Source organism: Natrinema halophilum (assembly GCF_013402815.2).
Lineage (GTDB): Archaea > Halobacteriota > Halobacteria > Halobacteriales > Natrialbaceae > Natrinema > Natrinema halophilum.
Map to the genome: position 1 here is coordinate 1,324,714 of NZ_CP058601.1, position 16,939 is coordinate 1,341,652.

Here is a 16,939-nt window from a genome sequence, read left to right on the forward strand (position 1 = left end):
TTTCTCCTTGATTGTCTGTTACCACGACGACCAACCGCCATCTACCGAAATTACCTGCCCTGTTATAAACGAACTCGCATCGCTGGCGAGGAATACGATTAGCCGAGCCACGTCTTCGGGTTCACCTAGACGCGGTATCAGGGTTTTTGTGGTAGCCGTATCGTGGTTGTTCCAACGGCCTGTATCCTCGTCGTCACGCCAGACGCTTGCGTTCATCTCGGTTTTGATAAACCCTGGAGCAACAGCGTTGATCTGGACGTTATCGGGAGAGTAGTCCACGGCCATTTCTCGAGTGAGTGATGCTATCGCTCCTTTTGCCGCACTGTAGTCTGCCGCCGAACCGAACCCACGTATGCCCGCAATCGAACTGACGTTGACGATACTGCCACCGTTGGCTTCGGCCATAGACGGAAGGAGCGACCGACACACGTTGTAGGTTCCTTCGACGTGCACCTCGAACGACCGGCGCCACGTATCGGCGTCGATTTCGTCGATTCGGCCGTTACCAGCGATGCCGGCGTTGTTGACGACGATCGACGGGCGACCATACGACTCCGCAGTGTCGATTGCAGCAGCTACGTCTTCCGGATCGCTCACGTCGCCGATTACCAGTTCGCCATCGGTTACGAGGTCGTCGAACTGGTCGTCGTCGGTCGATTCGTCAGTGATGTCGAGTCCAATTACGGTCACCCCGTTGTCGGAGAGCGTCGATGCAACCGTGCGGCCGATTCCGGCGTTCGCTCCCGTGACAAATGCAATTCTTCCGTCGAGATCTGGATATGTCGGAGATGTCGTCATTGTTTCACGTGTTATCTGGGATAGCCAACCGGGAGTGAACCGGCGGCAATTACCCTACCCGCTCAGTATAGTCCTTCGTCGATCTCTGCTTCAGCATGCTCGTCCGGCCATACGAGGTGATTGGACATGTCACGGACCTGGTTTCCGAGAGGAGGAATGCCGCTATCAGGACCCCATTCACTCTGGTGGTTTTCTTCCTGGAATCGGAACGTCCCTGCGGTCCCCTCGTATTCGAGATTCAAGACGGTTTCTTCCCAGGTGCTGACGTCGAGGTCTTCGACTCCACCGATCTCTTTGAGCGCTTTCGCGACGATCAGGAGATTATCGTACGCGAGGGATGCGTTGGTACCGGGGAACGAACTGTCGTACGCATCGTTCCAGGCCGACCGCAACGTTTCAGACTGTGATGGGAGGACACCGATATTCGTAAGCCAGAGCACGCCGTTGGAAGTCGACCCACCGGTTTCGAGAGTGGTTGGGTTCGACGGCGTCCAGGTCATCAGGAGATGCGTATCTTCGAATCCAACGTCACCGAAGTCGGAGATAAAGTTGCCCGCGGCCGACGGGTTCGATTGGGCACACAAAATAATATCAGGGTCGTTGCTTTCGATTCGTGTAAGCAGGGACTGGAAGTCCGTTTCGTTGTATTCGTGGGAATCTTTCGATAGTACGTCCCAGTTTCCGTCCGACTCTTGAAGATTGGATTCCACGGAGTCTACGATCGGATTGCCGTACGAGGTGTTCTCGCCGACCAGCGCGATTTGTGGGGAATCGAACGGGAAGTATCCGACCTCATTTTCTTGAAGATACTGCAGCCAGGCCGCCCACCCAACACCATATGCCTCGTGAGGTGGAGCCATCTTAAAGGAATGCTTATAATTATTCTCCTTGACCCGCGTATTAATGGTCCCACCTACCGAGTTCGAAATCATCTGCGGGACTTCCTCTTGTGCGGCTAACTCCATGACGGCAACGGAGACGTCCGTATGGAACCCGCCGGTGAGGACATCGATACTTTCGGTCTGTAGCAGCGAACTAACCGCATTTCGACCGGCCGCTGGCTCGGACTCGGTGTCAGCGATGTGAAGGTTTACGTCCTGGCCGTCGATTCCACCGTCGCTGTTAATCTTTTCTTTCGCGAGCTCGGCGCCGCGTTTCATTTCTTCGCCGACGGATGCAGACGGGCCGCTCATCGGACCGGAAAAAGCGAAATCGATCGATCCATCGCTGCTACCGCCTCCACCTATGTTAAGACAGCCAGCCAGGGAAAGAGCCGTGACGCTCCCACCGACTCCCTGCAACACGTTACGCCGTCGAATTCTGGAGTTATCTAATGTCACACCTCATGAGGGGCGACCCCACTACTTTAAGATTTTGGGTTTATATTGATCTGTGTTCAGGTAGCACTGCAATTTAGGAATTTTAATCAGTAGGTCAGGTATATTTCGGATAGGTGCCAATAGTTTCCCTGTCAAAATTTCGACCTCTCACCCGCAATTTCAACAGTATATCACGAGAGTAGCCGATGACGGTCATTTTCGAGTTGCGAAATGGGTTCGAAGTCGATCCCTGTCGTAACTTCGTTTGCTTCAAAAAAGCGGTTTCGAATCCGAACTCCGTGCCAGTTTCTCTCAGTAAAGCCGAATGTTTCGGAAGGTAACCCAGATCCGGATCACTGCTCGAGTTATCACACCCTGACAGCAACCTGACGTCGTTCGCGGAGTAATCGGAACCCGTCCTTATGGTGGAGGCCGAGGCGTCCCGATTCTCGATCGACACGAGTGCCGGGATACCGAGGACAGCTAAAATCTATTTGTAGCCAATAGGCTCCACGGACAAACCGTCCGTCCGACGAGACCGAACGGTCTATTCCGGCTCACCGGAGCAATCTCGGGAGTGTTACCCCCGAAGAAAACGATCGACCGTCGCGTGATGGCGTCCGGAACCGTTCCTATTCCAGGTCTTTCGAAACAGCGTTTATTCCGGTCCCCTTCCGGAAGTGCGAGGAGAAAGCCCCGCCCTTTCGGGCGGAGTGGATGTCAAAGTAATTCGCGCACGTCTGAATACCACATATCGTGATAGTCGACGTGTCCGATTCGGCGAGCGATGGCGACAGCCAGCGAATGCCAGCAGCGATCGGTCGGGTCGTCGGCATCGAGATTGTATTCGCTGTCTTTGCAGGTACAACCGCCGTCCTCAACGATGTATTCGTCGTCGTAGCCGACGACGATCGTGAAATCTCGATAGGCCTTGACGCGATTTTCAGCCACCGCCTCGATAGCCTGAACCCCGCGGTCGCCGTGAATCTTCGATATGTCATCAACGATCGCTGGCGTCAGCTCGCCAGCTTCCTCGAGGGCGGCTTGCCATCGTTCGACGGGGTTGGCCTCCGACACGACCGGAACTGTGTACCGAACTGTAAAATCGGTTTGGTTGTCCATCGGAACCTGGATTCCGGTCACGTCTCACGCGGCTGTGCCCCTCGAACGAACAGACTCCGCTGGTTCGAAGCAACTGCGTCTGGCAGTCGGCTGTTGCGACGATGACTGGGGACCGCGGAAACGGGTCACACCCGTTTCCCTTCGTGAGACCACATCGCTTTTCGCCCGGTACCGACGAGACCAGATATGCGCGTCACCGAGGGCGGGGTCGAACTCGAGGTCCCCGGCGAACAAACGGAGGGGATCGAAGAAGCGGTGTTCTACAATCCGCGACAGGAACTGAACCGAGATCTGACGATCGCGACGCTGCGAGCGTATCGACGGCGCGAGGAGCGTGCAACATCGTATCTCGATGCGATGTCGGCAAGCGGCGTCCGCGGCGTCCGGGCCGCCGCCGACGACTGGGAGGTCACCTGCTGTGACATCGACGAGGAGGCCATTTCACTCGCGCGGGAGAACGTGAGACGAAACGGCTGCGAGGCGACGTTCGAACATCGGAACGTAAACGCCCTGATGCACGAGTCTACGTTCGACGTGATCGACCTCGATCCCTATGGGACGCCGATGCCGTTCGCAGACGCTGCATTCGCCAACTGTCGGGACCTCGTCTGCGTGACCGCGACCGACACAGCACCCCTATGCGGTGCACACTTCAACAGCGGCGTTCGCTCGTATTCTGCAGTTCCTCGAAATACGGATTACCACGCCGAGATGGGGGTTCGTGTCCTCATCTCCGCGCTCGCACGCAGCGCCGCCCGTTTCGACGTCGGCGTCGAACCAATCCTCACGCACGCGACCAGTCACTACGTCCGGACGTATCTCGAACTCGAGCACAAGGCCACGGCAGCAGACGCCGCGATCGACGAATTAGGCCACGTCTACCACTGTGAAGACTGCCTCTACCGGGAGAACGACCGAGGCCTGATCGCCGATCCGCTCGAAACGTGTCCCCACTGTGGCGGCGCGCGACTCCTCACTGCCGGCCCGGTCTGGCTCGGACCGATACAGGACCCGACGTTCGTCGCTGCCGTCCGCGAGGCGATTCCCGACGCGTTCGGGACTGCAGAAAAAGCCCGGAATCTCTGTGACACGCTCGAATCGGAACTCGACGAGCCGACCCACTACGACCAGCACAAACTTTGCCGAAACTGGGGGCTGCCTGCGAACGCGATGGATGACTTTCTGGCCGACCTGCGTACAGCAGGCCACTCGGCTTCGCGAGCGCACTACGGGGGAACGACGTTCAAGACGGACGCGAACCTCGGCGAGATCCGCGAGGCGACCGAAGGAAACCTGAACTAACCGCGTTACTCGATATCGGCGTACAGGCGGACGAGCCCACACTCCGGACAGCAAACGCCCCGTAATTTCGTCGTGTTTCGGAGGCCGATCTTCCCCAGGAGCCCTTCGCGTTTTCCGGTCGCGATCGACGGTTTCATTCCTTCGCCGTCGCGGACGGAGACTGATTCCATCGAGACGCTGCAGTCGGGACATCGTCGTTGGGCCATGTTGTCTGGTTCGAACGGTGACAAATAAAGAGACGCGGATTCGGTCCACGGGGCCTCTGTCTCGAGGGACAGACACCCCGGCCGCTGGTCGGTGCCGAGGACGGAGTCGACGCTCGAGCCTGCTCCGGCCTGGATGAGTACCACCGAAGTCGGACGAACGACGAGCGTTTCCGCGGCCGTCTGAGGGTGCAACGATCGAACCGGACACCGCCGCCACAGCTCTCGAGAAACCGAATGCGTGCGTACCGTTTTGGCCCCTCCCACGGCTGAAGCCGTGTGATTACCCGAAGGAGAGTTCAAGATTGCGCGATTCTCGGCCCCCACTGACGCTTTCGCATGGGGCGTTCGACGGTCGCCGACCGGTTACGGCCCCGGACGCGCTTTCCAGCGGGTAGAGCCCGGTCAAACGGGTCTTCCCACCCACACGCGGTGGGCGCCTCCACGGGACGGAACTCCCGACAAGCCACCGCACGGTGGTATGTACCCCAGCGTGTCGGTCCATCCGACGGCTAAAGCCGTGGGCTTTCGCCTCGAGCAACTGTAACGGGTCGTTGCGGTGCCGTTCCATGCAATTACATATTGCAGTTCGTCTCGAAGACGAATGCGTGACAGATTATAGTCGGGGACTCGAGCTATCGGGACGAGCCATCCGGCTCGCGAAGGACGAGCAGTTGACGTTACTTGCAGCAGGCGTCGCCTTCTACGGATTTATATCCCTCGTACCACTGATGTTGCTGGCGCTGGGTATCGCTGCGTCGATCGGCGGTGAGGCGCTCGCCGCGCGGCTCACGGCAGCGGCTGCTGACGTTCTCACGCCGACGGCTCGGGAACTGCTCGCCGAGACGATCCTCGACGAGACCAGCCGTCAAGGAGCGACCGTCGTCGGTATCCTCGGCCTGTTGTGGGGATCGAGTCGCGTTCTACGGGGGCTCGACCGGGCGTTTTCCGAGGTTTACGGGACCGCCGGGACGAAGTCGCTGCTCGATAGCATCTGGGACGCGACGGTCGCCTCCATCGTCATCTCGTTCGGGCTCGCGTTCGTCGGCGTCCTGGAATTTTTGTTACGATTCGTGCCTGGCTTCGAGATGATAGTCGTCGGGCAGTTGTTCATCGTTGTCGGTCTGATCGCGACGTTCCTGCCGCTGTACGTGGTCTTTCCCGACGCGGACGTCGGAATCCGGGAAGCGATGCCAGGTGCAGTCGTCGCCGCAGTCGGCTGGTTCGTGCTCAGTCACACGTTTTCGGTGTATACCGATCTAGTCACCGGCTACACGCTCTACGGTGCGCTCGGGGCAGTCTTCCTCGTCCTCATCTGGCTGTACGTCGGCGCGATCATCCTCATCTTCGCAGCGGTCCTCAATGCAGTCATCGCCGATCGTGAAGTGGATCGGCAGCTACAAAGTCCCGGCCGACGACAGGTTTCGACAGAAGCGATGACCGACGACGCCACGGGTGCCGACGAGGGGGCCACGGATGACCGCGAAAGCGACCGCGCACCGACGAGTCGTGCGAGCGCCCGGACGCACGACCGGGCGGACGATCCCGAAGTGCTGCGCGAAGAGATAGAACGGTTGCGTGACCGCGTCGACGGCTTCGAGACCGACGTCGAGGAGCGCACGGTCAGGAAGGAATCCCTCGAGAGCGAACTCAAACGCTACGTTCGAAAACGCGTTCGGCGGGGCCATGCGCGCGATTGGGGACCGTATCTGGTTTTGCTGTACGGAACCGCCATGTCGATCGGCGCATTTTACTTCCTCGAGGGCGCCTGGGCGATCCTCGCGATGTTCGTCGTCTGGACGTCGACGCTCGGACTGTACGTCCTGATGGTCCTGTTCGGGTTCGGCATCTCGCTACTCGACGTTCCCGGCCGCCTGCGCGATTTGATCGGCAATCGGCGCTCCTGACTCGTTTCGTGCGCTTCTCCGTGGGCGTTTTGCGGTCCCACGCTGGGCAGACCAGTTCGCCCTCGAGTGGTATTCTGTGGCGACTGATGGCATCCGACGGCGACCGACGACTACCCGGACTCATCGTCCGGGGCGGACGGTCCGACGGACGAACCGTCGAACGCGGTCCGTGTACGTCTCTGGTCGGTGGAGATTACAGATATGGCCGGCGCCCGCGAGAACCTCGACGCGGCCGTTCCGTGCTGCAGCGGCGTGAGCCTGCTCACTGCGGCGCATGATCCTGTCGGTTTCGCCGTTGATAAAGAGCGTCGGGCCGGGATACGTCGAGAGTTTCGCCCTGAAATCCGCTCCCGAGATCTCCCGTCCGGCCTCGCCGAACTGTTTCGGATAAAACCCAGCCTCGATAATTTCTCGCTCGATATCCGGCGAGAGTTCCCGATTTCGGACCCAACGCCCGGCGAGCACCTCGACGCCGCGGGCCCCGGTGTCGGGCCGGGTCAGCAGCCGCGCCAACCCGCCCACGAGTCGCGTCCCGATCTCGAGTTTGCCGACCGGGTTCGCGCTACTCCCCGACAGTACCAGCGCGTCGACCGCGTCAGGGTGTCGATAAGCGTACTCCGTCGCGACGAAACCGCCCAGCGAGAGCCCGACGAGAACCGCGTTTCCGTCGGTCTGCGACTCGAAGACGTCCTCGAGGATGTCGATCGCCGGTTCCATTCGGAACGGCTCGTCGGCGCGCGCGCCGTGTCCGGGGAGATCCGGCGCGGCGGTGTGGAAATCATCCGCGAGCGCGCGCTGCTGGGGTAACCACATCTTTCGCGTGAGTATCGCACCGTGGACGAACACGATCGATTGCGCGTCCGACGGGCCGGTGACGTCGATTCCTTCGGCACTCCCCCGATCATCTCTTCGAGCCATCGGTGTTCGTGCTACCACGAGGTACGCCTTAGTGTGCCGCCTGGAAACAGACGGCGAAAGTCGGTGGTCGATCCACGGCGAGAAGATCCCACGGCGGTCTATCGCGAACGCAACCCACTATTACCCGTCGCCGTCGGCGTTGTCCTCGGTTTCGGCGTCCGTAAGTCGCTTTTCTTCGGGGCTGCCCTCGACGCCGCGAGCACCGTCTTCGGTCGTCGGCCCCCGATCGGTCGCCTCTGACTCGCGAATCGAACTCGGTTCGACGGCGGCGTCGGTTCGATTGGCGGTTTCGTCCGGTTCGACGGCGGCGTCGGTTCGATTGGCGGTTTCGTCCGGTTCGACGGCAGCGTCGGTTCGATTGGCGGTTTCGTCCGGTTCGACGGCAGCGTCGGTTCGATTGGCGGTTTCGTCCGGTTCGACGGCGGCGTCGGTTCGCTGATCGTCCTCGTTGGACCGGGTGGAAAGCCCCGGATCTCGATCCGACAACTCGGTCGGGTCGACTTCCACACCGCGGCCCCGCTCTTCGATGGCGTCCAGGTCGTCGGCCGGAGCCCGCTGTTCGTCGCTCGCCATCGCATCGGAAACTCCGGTCTCGTCGATTCCGCTCGTTCGGCTGGCCCGGTCCGTTTCCGGGTCGCGGTCGGCCTCGTACCCGGCGTCGGGTTCCTCGTTGACCAGCAGTTCTCCGTCGAGCCGAACGACGTCGGCGGTGATCTCTCGAACCGACGCTCGATCGAGCGTGACGGGATGTTCAGCGACCTTCTCCCAGCCCAGCGACGATTTGATCGAATCGACGGCCGATGGATTGGGTCTGACGCGGGCGACGTCTTCCGCTACCGCCGCGATGACCCCGACCTCCTCGCCGGCTTCGTTCTCGACGGGCTTGTCGACGTCGTCGTCTGAAAAGGTGGCACACATGCCGTCGGGTACCGCAACTCGAGACAAGCCGATGGTGCCTGCAGTAGCCGGTCGTGGACGAGGACGTCACGATCCGCCGATGCGGTAGAAAGCCGATCGAGTCGCTCGTGGAGTTCGTAGGTGGCACGAGACATGGATGTCACGTTGCGGTCGCCGCACCGTCAACGGGTGACTGGGTCGGCGGGCGTTCGGCCGGTCCCGATCGATTCGGAACCGAGTCGCCGACGCTGTGACCCAGCGAGGCGGCTAGAGTCGTCTACGCGAGACCCGAGGGTGAAACCACTGCCGGCGTGCTCATCCCTCGCGCTCGAGTTGGTCGCCGCCGAACTCGTCGTCGCTCTGAATGCGCGAAGCTTGCGGTCCGTCCTGATCCTGGTATTTCGAACCCCGATCGCTCCCGTAGGGCCGGTCAGCCTCCGTTTTGAGTTCCGTAAACGTGAGCTGTGAAATCCGCATGCCGGGCGTAAGCGCAACCGGTGCCGTTCCGAGGTTCGATAGCTCCAGCGTGATCTGACCTCGGTAACCGGGGTCGCACAGGCCCGCCGTGGCGTGTACGACCACAGCGAGGCGTCCCAGCGAGGACCGACCTTCGACGTGGGCGATAAGGTCTGCCGGAATCTCGACGCGTTCGTACGTCGTTCCGAGTACGAAATCGCCGGGATGAAGGATGAAGTCGTCGCCGTTTTCGACTAGCGTTTCGGTGACGTACTCGTCGACTTCCTGTTCGGAATTCGGGTGAATACAGGGGATGTTCGTCCGCTGAAACTCGAGGAACTCCCGTCCCAGGCGGAGGTCGATACTCGCAGGCTGTATCTGTAGCTCCGGGTCGTCCAGCGGATCGACGACCAGGTCGCCGGCCTCGAGGCGCTCGAGGATGTCCGCATCCGAGAGGATCATATCGAGTAGGAGCGAGTACGGGGTCCTAAAGCCCTCGGTCCGACGTCGGCTTTCGCCACCCCGCTACGCCGACTCGTACTTAAACCCAGGGGGCGGCCTCGACGGCCGACTCGTGCGTCTCGAACTGCCGTCGCGGTTGTGGTCGCGTTTCTCGTCCGAAGCGGGGGTCGAGCGGACGGTATCCGATCGAATCGAGACGAGCGCCCCTTCGACGAATCGTCTCTTACGGCCGAAAGATGTCAATTTTACACTATTTGGCCTAATCGATTATCAGATAGTACCACTAACGGGTGCCCAATGAAGGGGAAGCAGGACCGATTCAACGGGGACTCGAAGGTTCTGCACCGACGAGCAGTTAGAACACCACTTTTGGGCGAAGAGGCCGAACGAGGCTTTCACGAGGCGATGATGGCCATGGCGGACGCTCGAGAACGAAAGGCGGATTTGCTCGCCGATCCGGACGTCACGTTGCTAGACGCTTACGAAGCGGAGTTCGATCAGTTCGTCGAGAGCGTCGAGCGACGCTTTCGACATATATCGGGTGAGGACTTCAAGGAAGCCGCGATGGCGTACAACCGCGGCGAGCGCAACGACCAAACTGGAGCGCTCGCTACGTACTACTCCGAAGGGTTATGGCGGATACAACAGCGGACGACCATTACGGATATGCTGTTTGCCCCGCTTATCCTCCGCTATCCCGATAGCTTCACGGTGAATATTCGGTTTGCAAACGGGTACACGACGCAGAAATCGATCCACTACGAGTCGCCGGAACATTCGTCCGAAAATCTGACCGAGGAACACGCTGAGACGTACTACGAAGAAAGCCTCTACTCACAGCGGCGAGCGGCGAGGTACCTCAGGGAGACGGCACAGATCATACGAGACGAATTTCCGGACCCCGACGAAACCTCTTTCGAGGAGCGGAAATACGGCGGTATCGTCGCAGCAGGTGGACGTCGAGGATCGGTTTTCTCGACGATGCTAGAGCGTGTCGATCCGGCCCCTGACCGGTTTTCGGAACCGGTCACTGAGTCGACCCTCGTCCAGGAGGGCCCGGAGGCCAGACGGACGGAACGGGAACTCCTTTTCGACGGTGAATTCGTCTACTGAACCGGACACACGCCCCCGACGATTCTGTGTTCGATCGTCACACCGTATATCTCGGACCCGCTCGCTATCCTCGTATACGTCTTCGAAGAACTGTTCCGCAACGAAGGCCGCAGTCGCAGACGCCGTCCGTTTCGCTCAGGCCACTCGGACGGATTCCCGTCCGCTTTCCCGTTCTCTGACGGTTCTCTCGAACTCGTCCGTCCGGTGTCGATTCATCTCCGCTCGAACGGCCTGTGCGTGGCACCGACGATGGCACGGAGACGGAACTCTCGCCGACCAGCCGATCGGTTCGGAGGGGCTACTCGGCTTCCATCGACGTGATATCCGTTTTCGAAGTCACCGCCGAATGCAGTTGATCATTTGCGTCTGAAAGAATGCTCGGCCGGGTGACTGTTTTAGAGAAACACCTGTCTGCGTACCGAAACAGTGTTCGGAACCGGCGCAAACAGCTATGGTGTGGTATAACATAGCATGATATATGAGGGTCAAATGTACGCTGTGTCGGCACCCGATTCCCGATCGAGACCTGCAGCGGTGGTGTTCGTGCGGATGGTGCATGGACCCCAGCTGCGAGCGGAACCATCGATCGTACTGCCCAGCACACGGTACCGACAGTTGGATCGGTGCGGTCGAGCTCTGAGTTTTGTTTATTCAGCGGCGACGAAGCGTTCGGATACCAGCGGAGACGCGTCCCCGAACGAACGCTGTGACGGCACGGCTGGCAATCGACCGCTCGGTCCCGAACTGGGGCCGATCCGCTGTACGTTCACCCCTGACGGATCGTCGGTCACGACGGGACCCTGCGCGCACTACCATCCGAGTACCGACTAACGACCCGGTTGGCGGTGTCGCCACCGGGATAGGTACGTCTAAACGTGTCCACGTATTCGATTTGGCCATGAAACAGGCCATCGTCGCTCGCACGGACATCGGAATGGGACGTGGAAAGCTCGCCGCACAGGTCGCTCACGCGTCGCTGTCGGCTTTCGAAAAGTCCGACTCCCAGTTGCAAACCCAGTGGAAGCAAAACGGACAGAAGAAAGTCGTCCTGAAAGGCGAAAGCGAGCGCCAGCTCCACGAACTCGCCGAGATAGCCGAGCACGGTGGAATTCCCCACGCCATCGTCCGTGACGCCGGACACACCCAACTCGAGCCCGGTACAGTCACGGCGCTGGCCGTCGGTCCGGCCGCAGATGACCGCGTGGACAGCGTGACGGGCGAGCTTTCACTGTTTTAATCATCTTCGAGTGCGTCGACCACGGCGATACTGGTCTCCTACGGAGTGACGTTCAGTCCGACCGGTAGCCTCGCGGCTCGTCTCTGACCGGGGAGTCCTCGTCGACTATGGGCGCCCGCCTGCGGACTCGTGCAACGAACGAGCCGATATCGATCGACTTGCTACCGAGGACGACGAAGCCGGCGAAGATCAGCAGAAAACCCGCGATCGCCAGCGCCTCGATCGTCTCACCGAGCAGCGCCCAGCCGCCGAGCGTCGAAACGACGGGGACGACGTAGAAAATCAGGTTCGCACGGATCGCGCCCGCGGTATCGATAAGTCCGAAGTAGGCGATGTAGGCGAATACCCCCGCAAAGATGCTCACGTAGCCCAGGGCCAGAACCGCTTCCGGGGTCCATTCGATCGCCGCCGGCGACTCACCGCCGAGCCGTGCCAGAAGGTGAGAGAGGGCGGCCGCGAAAGGCAGCCCCCAGGCGACGCGAACCGTACTCGAGAGATCGCTTTCGGCCCGTCGGATGAGAACGCTGCCAAGCGCAGCACTGACCGCGCCAACGAACAGGATTCCTTTGCCGACGGCTCCGCCGAGCAGGTTCGCCGGATCGGGACTGACGACGAGACCAACCCCGAGCAGGCCCAGAGTCATGCCGACCGCTCCACGCGGCGAGAGACGTTCGTCCGACAGGAGCGCCGCCGCGAATACCGGCGTCATGATCGGGTTGAGACTGTAGACGATCGACGCGACGGCGCTAGTGACGTACTGCTGGCCGACGAACAGGAGGGCGTTCGTCAGGCCGATCGCGAGCACGCCGGTTGCGAGAATGCCGACGACGTCACCGCAGGTTCGCGGGAGCAGTTCCGCACGCGTTGAAGTCCAGCCGACGTACGCCAGCATAACGACCGCAGCGACGTCGAATCGCAGGGCCACGAACAACAACGGCGGGAAGTACGCCAGGCCAGCCTTCGCTGCGACGAATGTGCCGCCGAAAAACAGACTCGAGAAGACGAAGAAAGCGAGGCTGCGTCGGGAGATCACGGTTACTCCCTCACCTCCGGACAGACCGTCTGCGTCGACCCGGTGACGGCCGATGCGGTGAAAGCGGAAATCATCGTAGTATACCGTACGAGAGCAGGGTTTATAGATTGATTCAGAAAAAATTTCAGAGCAAGAAATGAGTGACAGGCCGGGAACGGACGCCAGTACTTCGACAGCTTCTCACAGCGTGAAACGTTTTCATAGTGCGAAAGCGGTTTCCTGTTGCGGGAACGAGGATGGGTATGGAATCCGCGCTCGAGGAAATCGAGTTCCTCGCGCTTTCGTCGAATCGCGTGGAAGTGCTCGGATTGCTATCTGAGGGACGATACGCGCGCAACGAATTAGCGGCCGAGACCGGTGCCTCACAGGCGACGCTGGGTCGAATTCTCGGGGACTTTCAGGATCGATCGTGGATCAGACGTGACGACGACGGGTATATCGCAACGGCAACCGGTCGACTGGTCGCGTCGGGATTCATCGACTTGCAGGACATCATAGAGACCGAACGGAAACTACGAGAGATCGTGGACTATCTGCCAACCCATGCGATGGACGTCGACCTCCGTCGGCTCGCGGACGCGACGATCACCGTTCCCACTGCGACGCGGCCGAACGCACCGCTGAGACGGTTGCTCGACCTCCTTCGTGAGGCCGACGAAGTCAGGGCCTTTTCCCATACGTTCAACGAACAGACGCTGACGGTGGTCCGAGACCGGGTGACAGGTGGAAACCAGCGATTCCGCGGCGTCTTCGGCCGCAGCGCGATCGACGCACTTTCGGACGATCCCGACCTCAACAACCGACTCGAGTCGTTACTCGAGGCCGACACGGCCGAATTCAGGGTTCGTGAGGAAGGCGTTCCACTCGCGGTAATGATCGCCGACGAAATCGTCTTCCTGCTTCTGCGCGACGAGGATGGCGTCCTGCGTGCATCAGTCGACACCGACGACGACGCCGTCCGATCGTGGGCGGAGGACTCTCTAGATCACTACTGGCGAACAGCCACGCCGCTCGAATCTGACGCACTGTCCGACTGATCGTCACTCGGGGGGCCAATCGCGTCTACGGGAGGGTCGAATTGAGTCCCGGCGAGCCGGGTATCTCGAACGTCGGTGCGGTGCGAGCAAGCGTGGCCGGGTACGGGCTCGCCGCGACCGACGACGCGGGTTCTGCTTTCTGCTCGCCCTCGGTCTGCTCGATGACGTACTTCTGGCCGACCGTCGACGCCTGAAGGCTGTCGACGGGCGCGTGATCCTCCGTCAACACCGGGACGTCATCGGTCGCGGGCTCGTCCATGTAGGCATCGACCTCGTCGTTCAGATCGATTCCGAGGTCGCGGCGCTCGTTTCGCTCCGCGAGTTCGGCCTCGGTGAAATTCGTCTCGTCTTTCGTCGCGACCACCTCGATATTCTGGACCGAATCCCAGTTCGACGTTCGGAAACTGTAGGTCGACCCGAACGCCTCGTCGATAGTCTTGTACTGCGCCCGGTAGAATTCGGAGCCGGTGCCGCTCGGGGCGGCGATGACGTTGGCGAGGAAGACACCGTCTTGAGTCAGGTGATTCTCGGCCAGCTCCATGAACCCGAGCTGGGTCAAGTGGATCGGCACCTGATCCTTCTGATATGCGTCGAGGACGATCAGGTCGTATTTCTCGTCCGTATTTTGGAGAAACACCCGTCCGTCTTCAGTCTGCGTGGTCAGGTTTTTGCTCTCTTCGAGCCGGAAGTACTCCTTTGCGGCCCGGGTCACCGCGGGATCGAGTTCGACGACGTCGACGGAGGCGTTGTACTTCCGTTCGAAATCCTTCGGCCCCGTGTAGCCGCCCCCGCCGATGAACAGCACGTTCTCGACCTCCTCGGGATCGTCGACCATCAGCATCGGAATGTGGAAGTATCGCGTATACTCGAAGACGTGCCGGTCGGGATCATCGAGGTCCATCGCGCTGTGACGTGCGCCGTCTAGGTACAGCGTCCGAACGTCGCCGTTGTCGATCACCTCGAGTTCCTGGTAGGCTGTCTGCGTCTGGTAGACGACGTCTCCACGATGGTCGAACGTCACAGGGCCGACGCCGGCCGCGACGACGAGCAAGAGGGCGATGACGACGCTCGCCACCGCCGGACGCGGTGACAGCGTGGGGAGCGTGAGCGCGAACGCGGTAGCGACGAGAACGAGACCGAACAGGAGACCGATCATGTCGATGCCGAGCGTGGGGATGAGGAGGTACGTCGTCACGCCCGCGCCGACGATACTGCCGATGGTGCCCAGCGCGTACACGTGGCCCGAGGCTTCGCCGATACCGGTTTTCTGCGAGAGTTCGGCCGAGTAGGGGCTGATAAAGCCGAGCAGATAGGTCGGCGGTCCGAAGAGGATGAGGACCGCCGGCAGCGAGGCGTACCGGGTCGGCAGCGGCATCATTGATGCTGAGAGCAGTAGTTGATCGCTCCCGTAGACGACGATGCCGACGTACGCCGCCGTTCCCAGCAGGATCCAGGTCATCCGACGGTTCGAGGCCGTTTCCGCCTGTCTGCCGCCCTGCCAGTAACCCAGACTCAACGCAGCGAGAAAGACGGTGATGATGCTCCCCCAGGTGTAAATGCTGCTTCCGAACTGAGGCGCGATGATCCGACCTGCGAGAATCTCCAATCCCATGCTGGTAACGCCGGAGACGAACACCGCAACTTCGGGTTTCGTCGGTCGGTACTTGGAGGGTTGCCCCAGACTCATTATCGGCACAAAGCGGGCCTGCGATGAGAAGTTGTCGCCTCACCGACGCTGTCGCGGTGATCGGGTGCCGACGGGTGGACGGCAATCAGTTCGTCGTCACGACTTCGATCACGTCCCGCGATTGGACCTCGTACCCTTTGCCCAGTTGTCGATTCGTCCGGCAGTCGATAGCGTGCAGGAAGCCGTCCCCGATGTCGGAGTGAAGACTGTACGCGAAGTCTTCCGCGGTCGAGTTGGGCGAGATCAAGTAACAATCCGGAAGTACCTCGCCGCGTTCGTTCCCAAGCCCGTTCGCGCCGCCGGGAAACACCGGCGTCACGCCGAGGACGTCGAACAGCGCCGCCTCGAGAGCCGCCTGAACGCCCGTCGCGCCGTAGTCAGCGAGGAAGTCACGGATCTGTTCGAGTCCCGCTTCCTGTTCGCTCGAGATGTCGCCGGTAATTTCGAAGTCTGCGTCTCCCGGTCGGTAGTCGACGACACCCGCCTTGTCGGCCGACTTCAGCGCCTTCTCGGCGTGAGCGCTACAGGGGACGATCGTCAGGTGGTCATAGTCGGAATCGTTCGTGATCTCCTCGTAGTTCTCCTGGGCTTCGGGTGTGTCCATCTTGTTCGCCGCGATGACCATCGGCTTGGTCTCTTTGCGGATTTCGCGGGCCAACTCGAGTTCGGCATCCGCGTCCCACTCGTCGGGGTCGAAACCGATATCGACGCGCCGAATCAGACGTTTGATTTCGTCCTCGCTCGTCTTGAACGCGCTCATCTGCTCGGCGAGTTCTTCCTCGATGGCGTCGTCTTCGGTCGTGTACCCCGACTCGTAACGCTCGATCCCCTTCTGTAAGATCCCCAGGTACCACTGGTCGAGTTCCGCCTCGAGAAAGGCGATGTCTTCTCGAGGATCGTGGTCCTCGGTCGGTTCGCCTTCGGCGTCGGTCATCCCGGAGAAGTCGACGACGTGGACGAGTACGTCCGTTTCGTTGAGATCGGAGAGAAATTGATTACCCAGCCCGTTTCCCTCATGCGCTCCCGGGATCAGCCCGGCTACGTCGACGAGTTTCGTCGGAACGAACCTGGTTCCGTGGTCGCAGTAGCCCACGTTAGGGGTGCAGGCTTCATCGAACTCCGGTGCCGCGCAATCGACGCGGACGTACGCCTCGCCAACGCTGGGATCGATAGTCGTGAACGGATAGGCTCCCTCGGGAACGTCGTTCATCGTCGCAGCGTTGAAGAAAGAGGACTTGCCGACGGACGGTTTGCCGACCAGTCCGATCCGGTAACTCGTACTCATTACCCGTTCTGGTCGAGGAGTGACTAAACGGGTTTCTGTCTACCGGCAGTGTGATATGAGTGTACTTAGCATGAATAAACGTGCTTCGACCGGTTACGCTCGAGGCCTGCGTGGGCTGGTCAGGTGCGGGACCCACGACCGGATTCGATCGAGTCCCGGAGCA

At 60.6% G+C, this 16,939-nt stretch carries 15 protein-coding genes; 5 read left to right on the forward strand and 10 right to left on the reverse strand.

Features of this window, described 5'->3' with window-relative positions:
* Positions 1–18: 18 nt before the first annotated feature.
* The 3 genes from HYG82_RS27260 to HYG82_RS27270 all read right to left on the reverse strand — a co-directional run bounded on the left by HYG82_RS27260 (position 19) and on the right by HYG82_RS27270 (position 3,194).
* The gene (locus tag HYG82_RS27260) at positions 19–798 is read right to left on the reverse strand and encodes an SDR family NAD(P)-dependent oxidoreductase (protein ID WP_179260242.1); all 780 of its coding nucleotides are present in this window, start codon (positions 796–798) and stop codon (positions 19–21) included.
* 62 nt (positions 799–860) lie between these two features.
* A complete protein-coding gene (locus tag HYG82_RS27265; protein WP_235217842.1) occupies positions 861–2,138 on the reverse strand; it encodes an ABC transporter substrate-binding protein in 1,278 nt (425 codons plus the stop codon).
* Positions 2,139–2,837: 699 nt separating this feature from the next.
* Positions 2,838–3,194 (reverse strand): hypothetical protein, encoded by a 357-nt coding sequence (locus HYG82_RS27270; RefSeq protein WP_179260244.1) that lies wholly within the window; start codon positions 3,192–3,194, stop codon positions 2,838–2,840.
* Positions 3,195–3,425: 231 nt separating this feature from the next.
* Between HYG82_RS27270 and HYG82_RS27275 the strand changes: the two genes are divergently transcribed.
* The gene (locus HYG82_RS27275; protein ID WP_179260245.1) at positions 3,426–4,541 is read left to right on the forward strand and encodes a tRNA (guanine(26)-N(2))-dimethyltransferase; all 1,116 of its coding nucleotides are present in this window, start codon (positions 3,426–3,428) and stop codon (positions 4,539–4,541) included.
* A 5-nt stretch (positions 4,542–4,546) separates the two neighbouring features.
* On the opposite strand, the gene HYG82_RS44580 is transcribed toward HYG82_RS27275, so the two are convergent.
* Complete coding sequence (locus HYG82_RS44580) at positions 4,547–4,747, reverse strand: hypothetical protein (protein ID WP_179260246.1); 201 nt, start codon at positions 4,745–4,747, stop codon at positions 4,547–4,549.
* A 566-nt stretch (positions 4,748–5,313) separates the two neighbouring features.
* Between HYG82_RS44580 and HYG82_RS27285 the strand changes: the two genes are divergently transcribed.
* Positions 5,314–6,651, forward strand: coding sequence for a YihY/virulence factor BrkB family protein (locus tag HYG82_RS27285; RefSeq protein WP_179260247.1), 1,338 nt, complete (start codon positions 5,314–5,316; stop codon positions 6,649–6,651).
* 120 nt (positions 6,652–6,771) lie between these two features.
* On the opposite strand, the gene HYG82_RS27290 is transcribed toward HYG82_RS27285, so the two are convergent.
* The 3 genes from HYG82_RS27290 to dcd all read right to left on the reverse strand — a co-directional run bounded on the left by HYG82_RS27290 (position 6,772) and on the right by dcd (position 9,384).
* Positions 6,772–7,569 carry an alpha/beta fold hydrolase gene (locus HYG82_RS27290; protein WP_179260248.1) on the reverse strand — a complete coding sequence of 266 codons (798 nt, stop codon included), beginning with the start codon at positions 7,567–7,569 and terminating at the stop codon, positions 6,772–6,774.
* Between the two features lie 120 nt (positions 7,570–7,689).
* Positions 7,690–8,487, reverse strand: a complete 798-nt coding sequence (locus HYG82_RS27295; RefSeq protein ID WP_235217844.1) for a hypothetical protein — start codon at positions 8,485–8,487, stop codon at positions 7,690–7,692.
* Positions 8,488–8,781: 294 nt separating this feature from the next.
* The gene (gene dcd / locus HYG82_RS27300; protein WP_179260249.1) at positions 8,782–9,384 is read right to left on the reverse strand and encodes a dCTP deaminase; all 603 of its coding nucleotides are present in this window, start codon (positions 9,382–9,384) and stop codon (positions 8,782–8,784) included.
* A 297-nt stretch (positions 9,385–9,681) separates the two neighbouring features.
* On the opposite strand from dcd, the gene HYG82_RS27305 reads away from it, so the two are divergent.
* Together HYG82_RS27305 and pth2 are read left to right on the forward strand one after the other, a co-directional pair.
* Positions 9,682–10,497: a hypothetical protein gene (locus HYG82_RS27305; protein WP_179260250.1), complete on the forward strand. Its 816-nt coding sequence runs from the start codon at positions 9,682–9,684 to the stop codon at positions 10,495–10,497.
* Positions 10,498–11,395: 898 nt separating this feature from the next.
* The gene (gene pth2 / locus HYG82_RS27310) at positions 11,396–11,734 is read left to right on the forward strand and encodes a peptidyl-tRNA hydrolase Pth2 (RefSeq protein ID WP_179260251.1); all 339 of its coding nucleotides are present in this window, start codon (positions 11,396–11,398) and stop codon (positions 11,732–11,734) included.
* A gap of 52 nt (positions 11,735–11,786) precedes the next feature.
* Here the strand turns inward: pth2 and HYG82_RS27315 are convergent, their stop codons facing one another.
* Complete coding sequence (locus HYG82_RS27315) at positions 11,787–12,767, reverse strand: DMT family transporter (RefSeq protein ID WP_179260252.1); 981 nt, start codon at positions 12,765–12,767, stop codon at positions 11,787–11,789.
* A gap of 242 nt (positions 12,768–13,009) precedes the next feature.
* Here HYG82_RS27315 and HYG82_RS27320 point away from each other — a divergent pair, with 242 nt between their 5' ends.
* Positions 13,010–13,804 (forward strand): helix-turn-helix transcriptional regulator, encoded by a 795-nt coding sequence (locus tag HYG82_RS27320; protein ID WP_179260253.1) that lies wholly within the window; start codon positions 13,010–13,012, stop codon positions 13,802–13,804.
* 25 nt (positions 13,805–13,829) lie between these two features.
* On the opposite strand, the gene HYG82_RS27325 is transcribed toward HYG82_RS27320, so the two are convergent.
* Together HYG82_RS27325 and HYG82_RS27330 are read right to left on the reverse strand one after the other, a co-directional pair.
* Entirely contained in the window at positions 13,830–15,491 is a 1,662-nt protein-coding gene (locus HYG82_RS27325; protein ID WP_179260254.1) for a spermidine synthase, read from the reverse strand.
* Between the two features lie 85 nt (positions 15,492–15,576).
* Positions 15,577–16,776: a redox-regulated ATPase YchF gene (locus HYG82_RS27330; protein WP_179260255.1), complete on the reverse strand. Its 1,200-nt coding sequence runs from the start codon at positions 16,774–16,776 to the stop codon at positions 15,577–15,579.
* Positions 16,777–16,939: the final 163 nt, after the last annotated feature.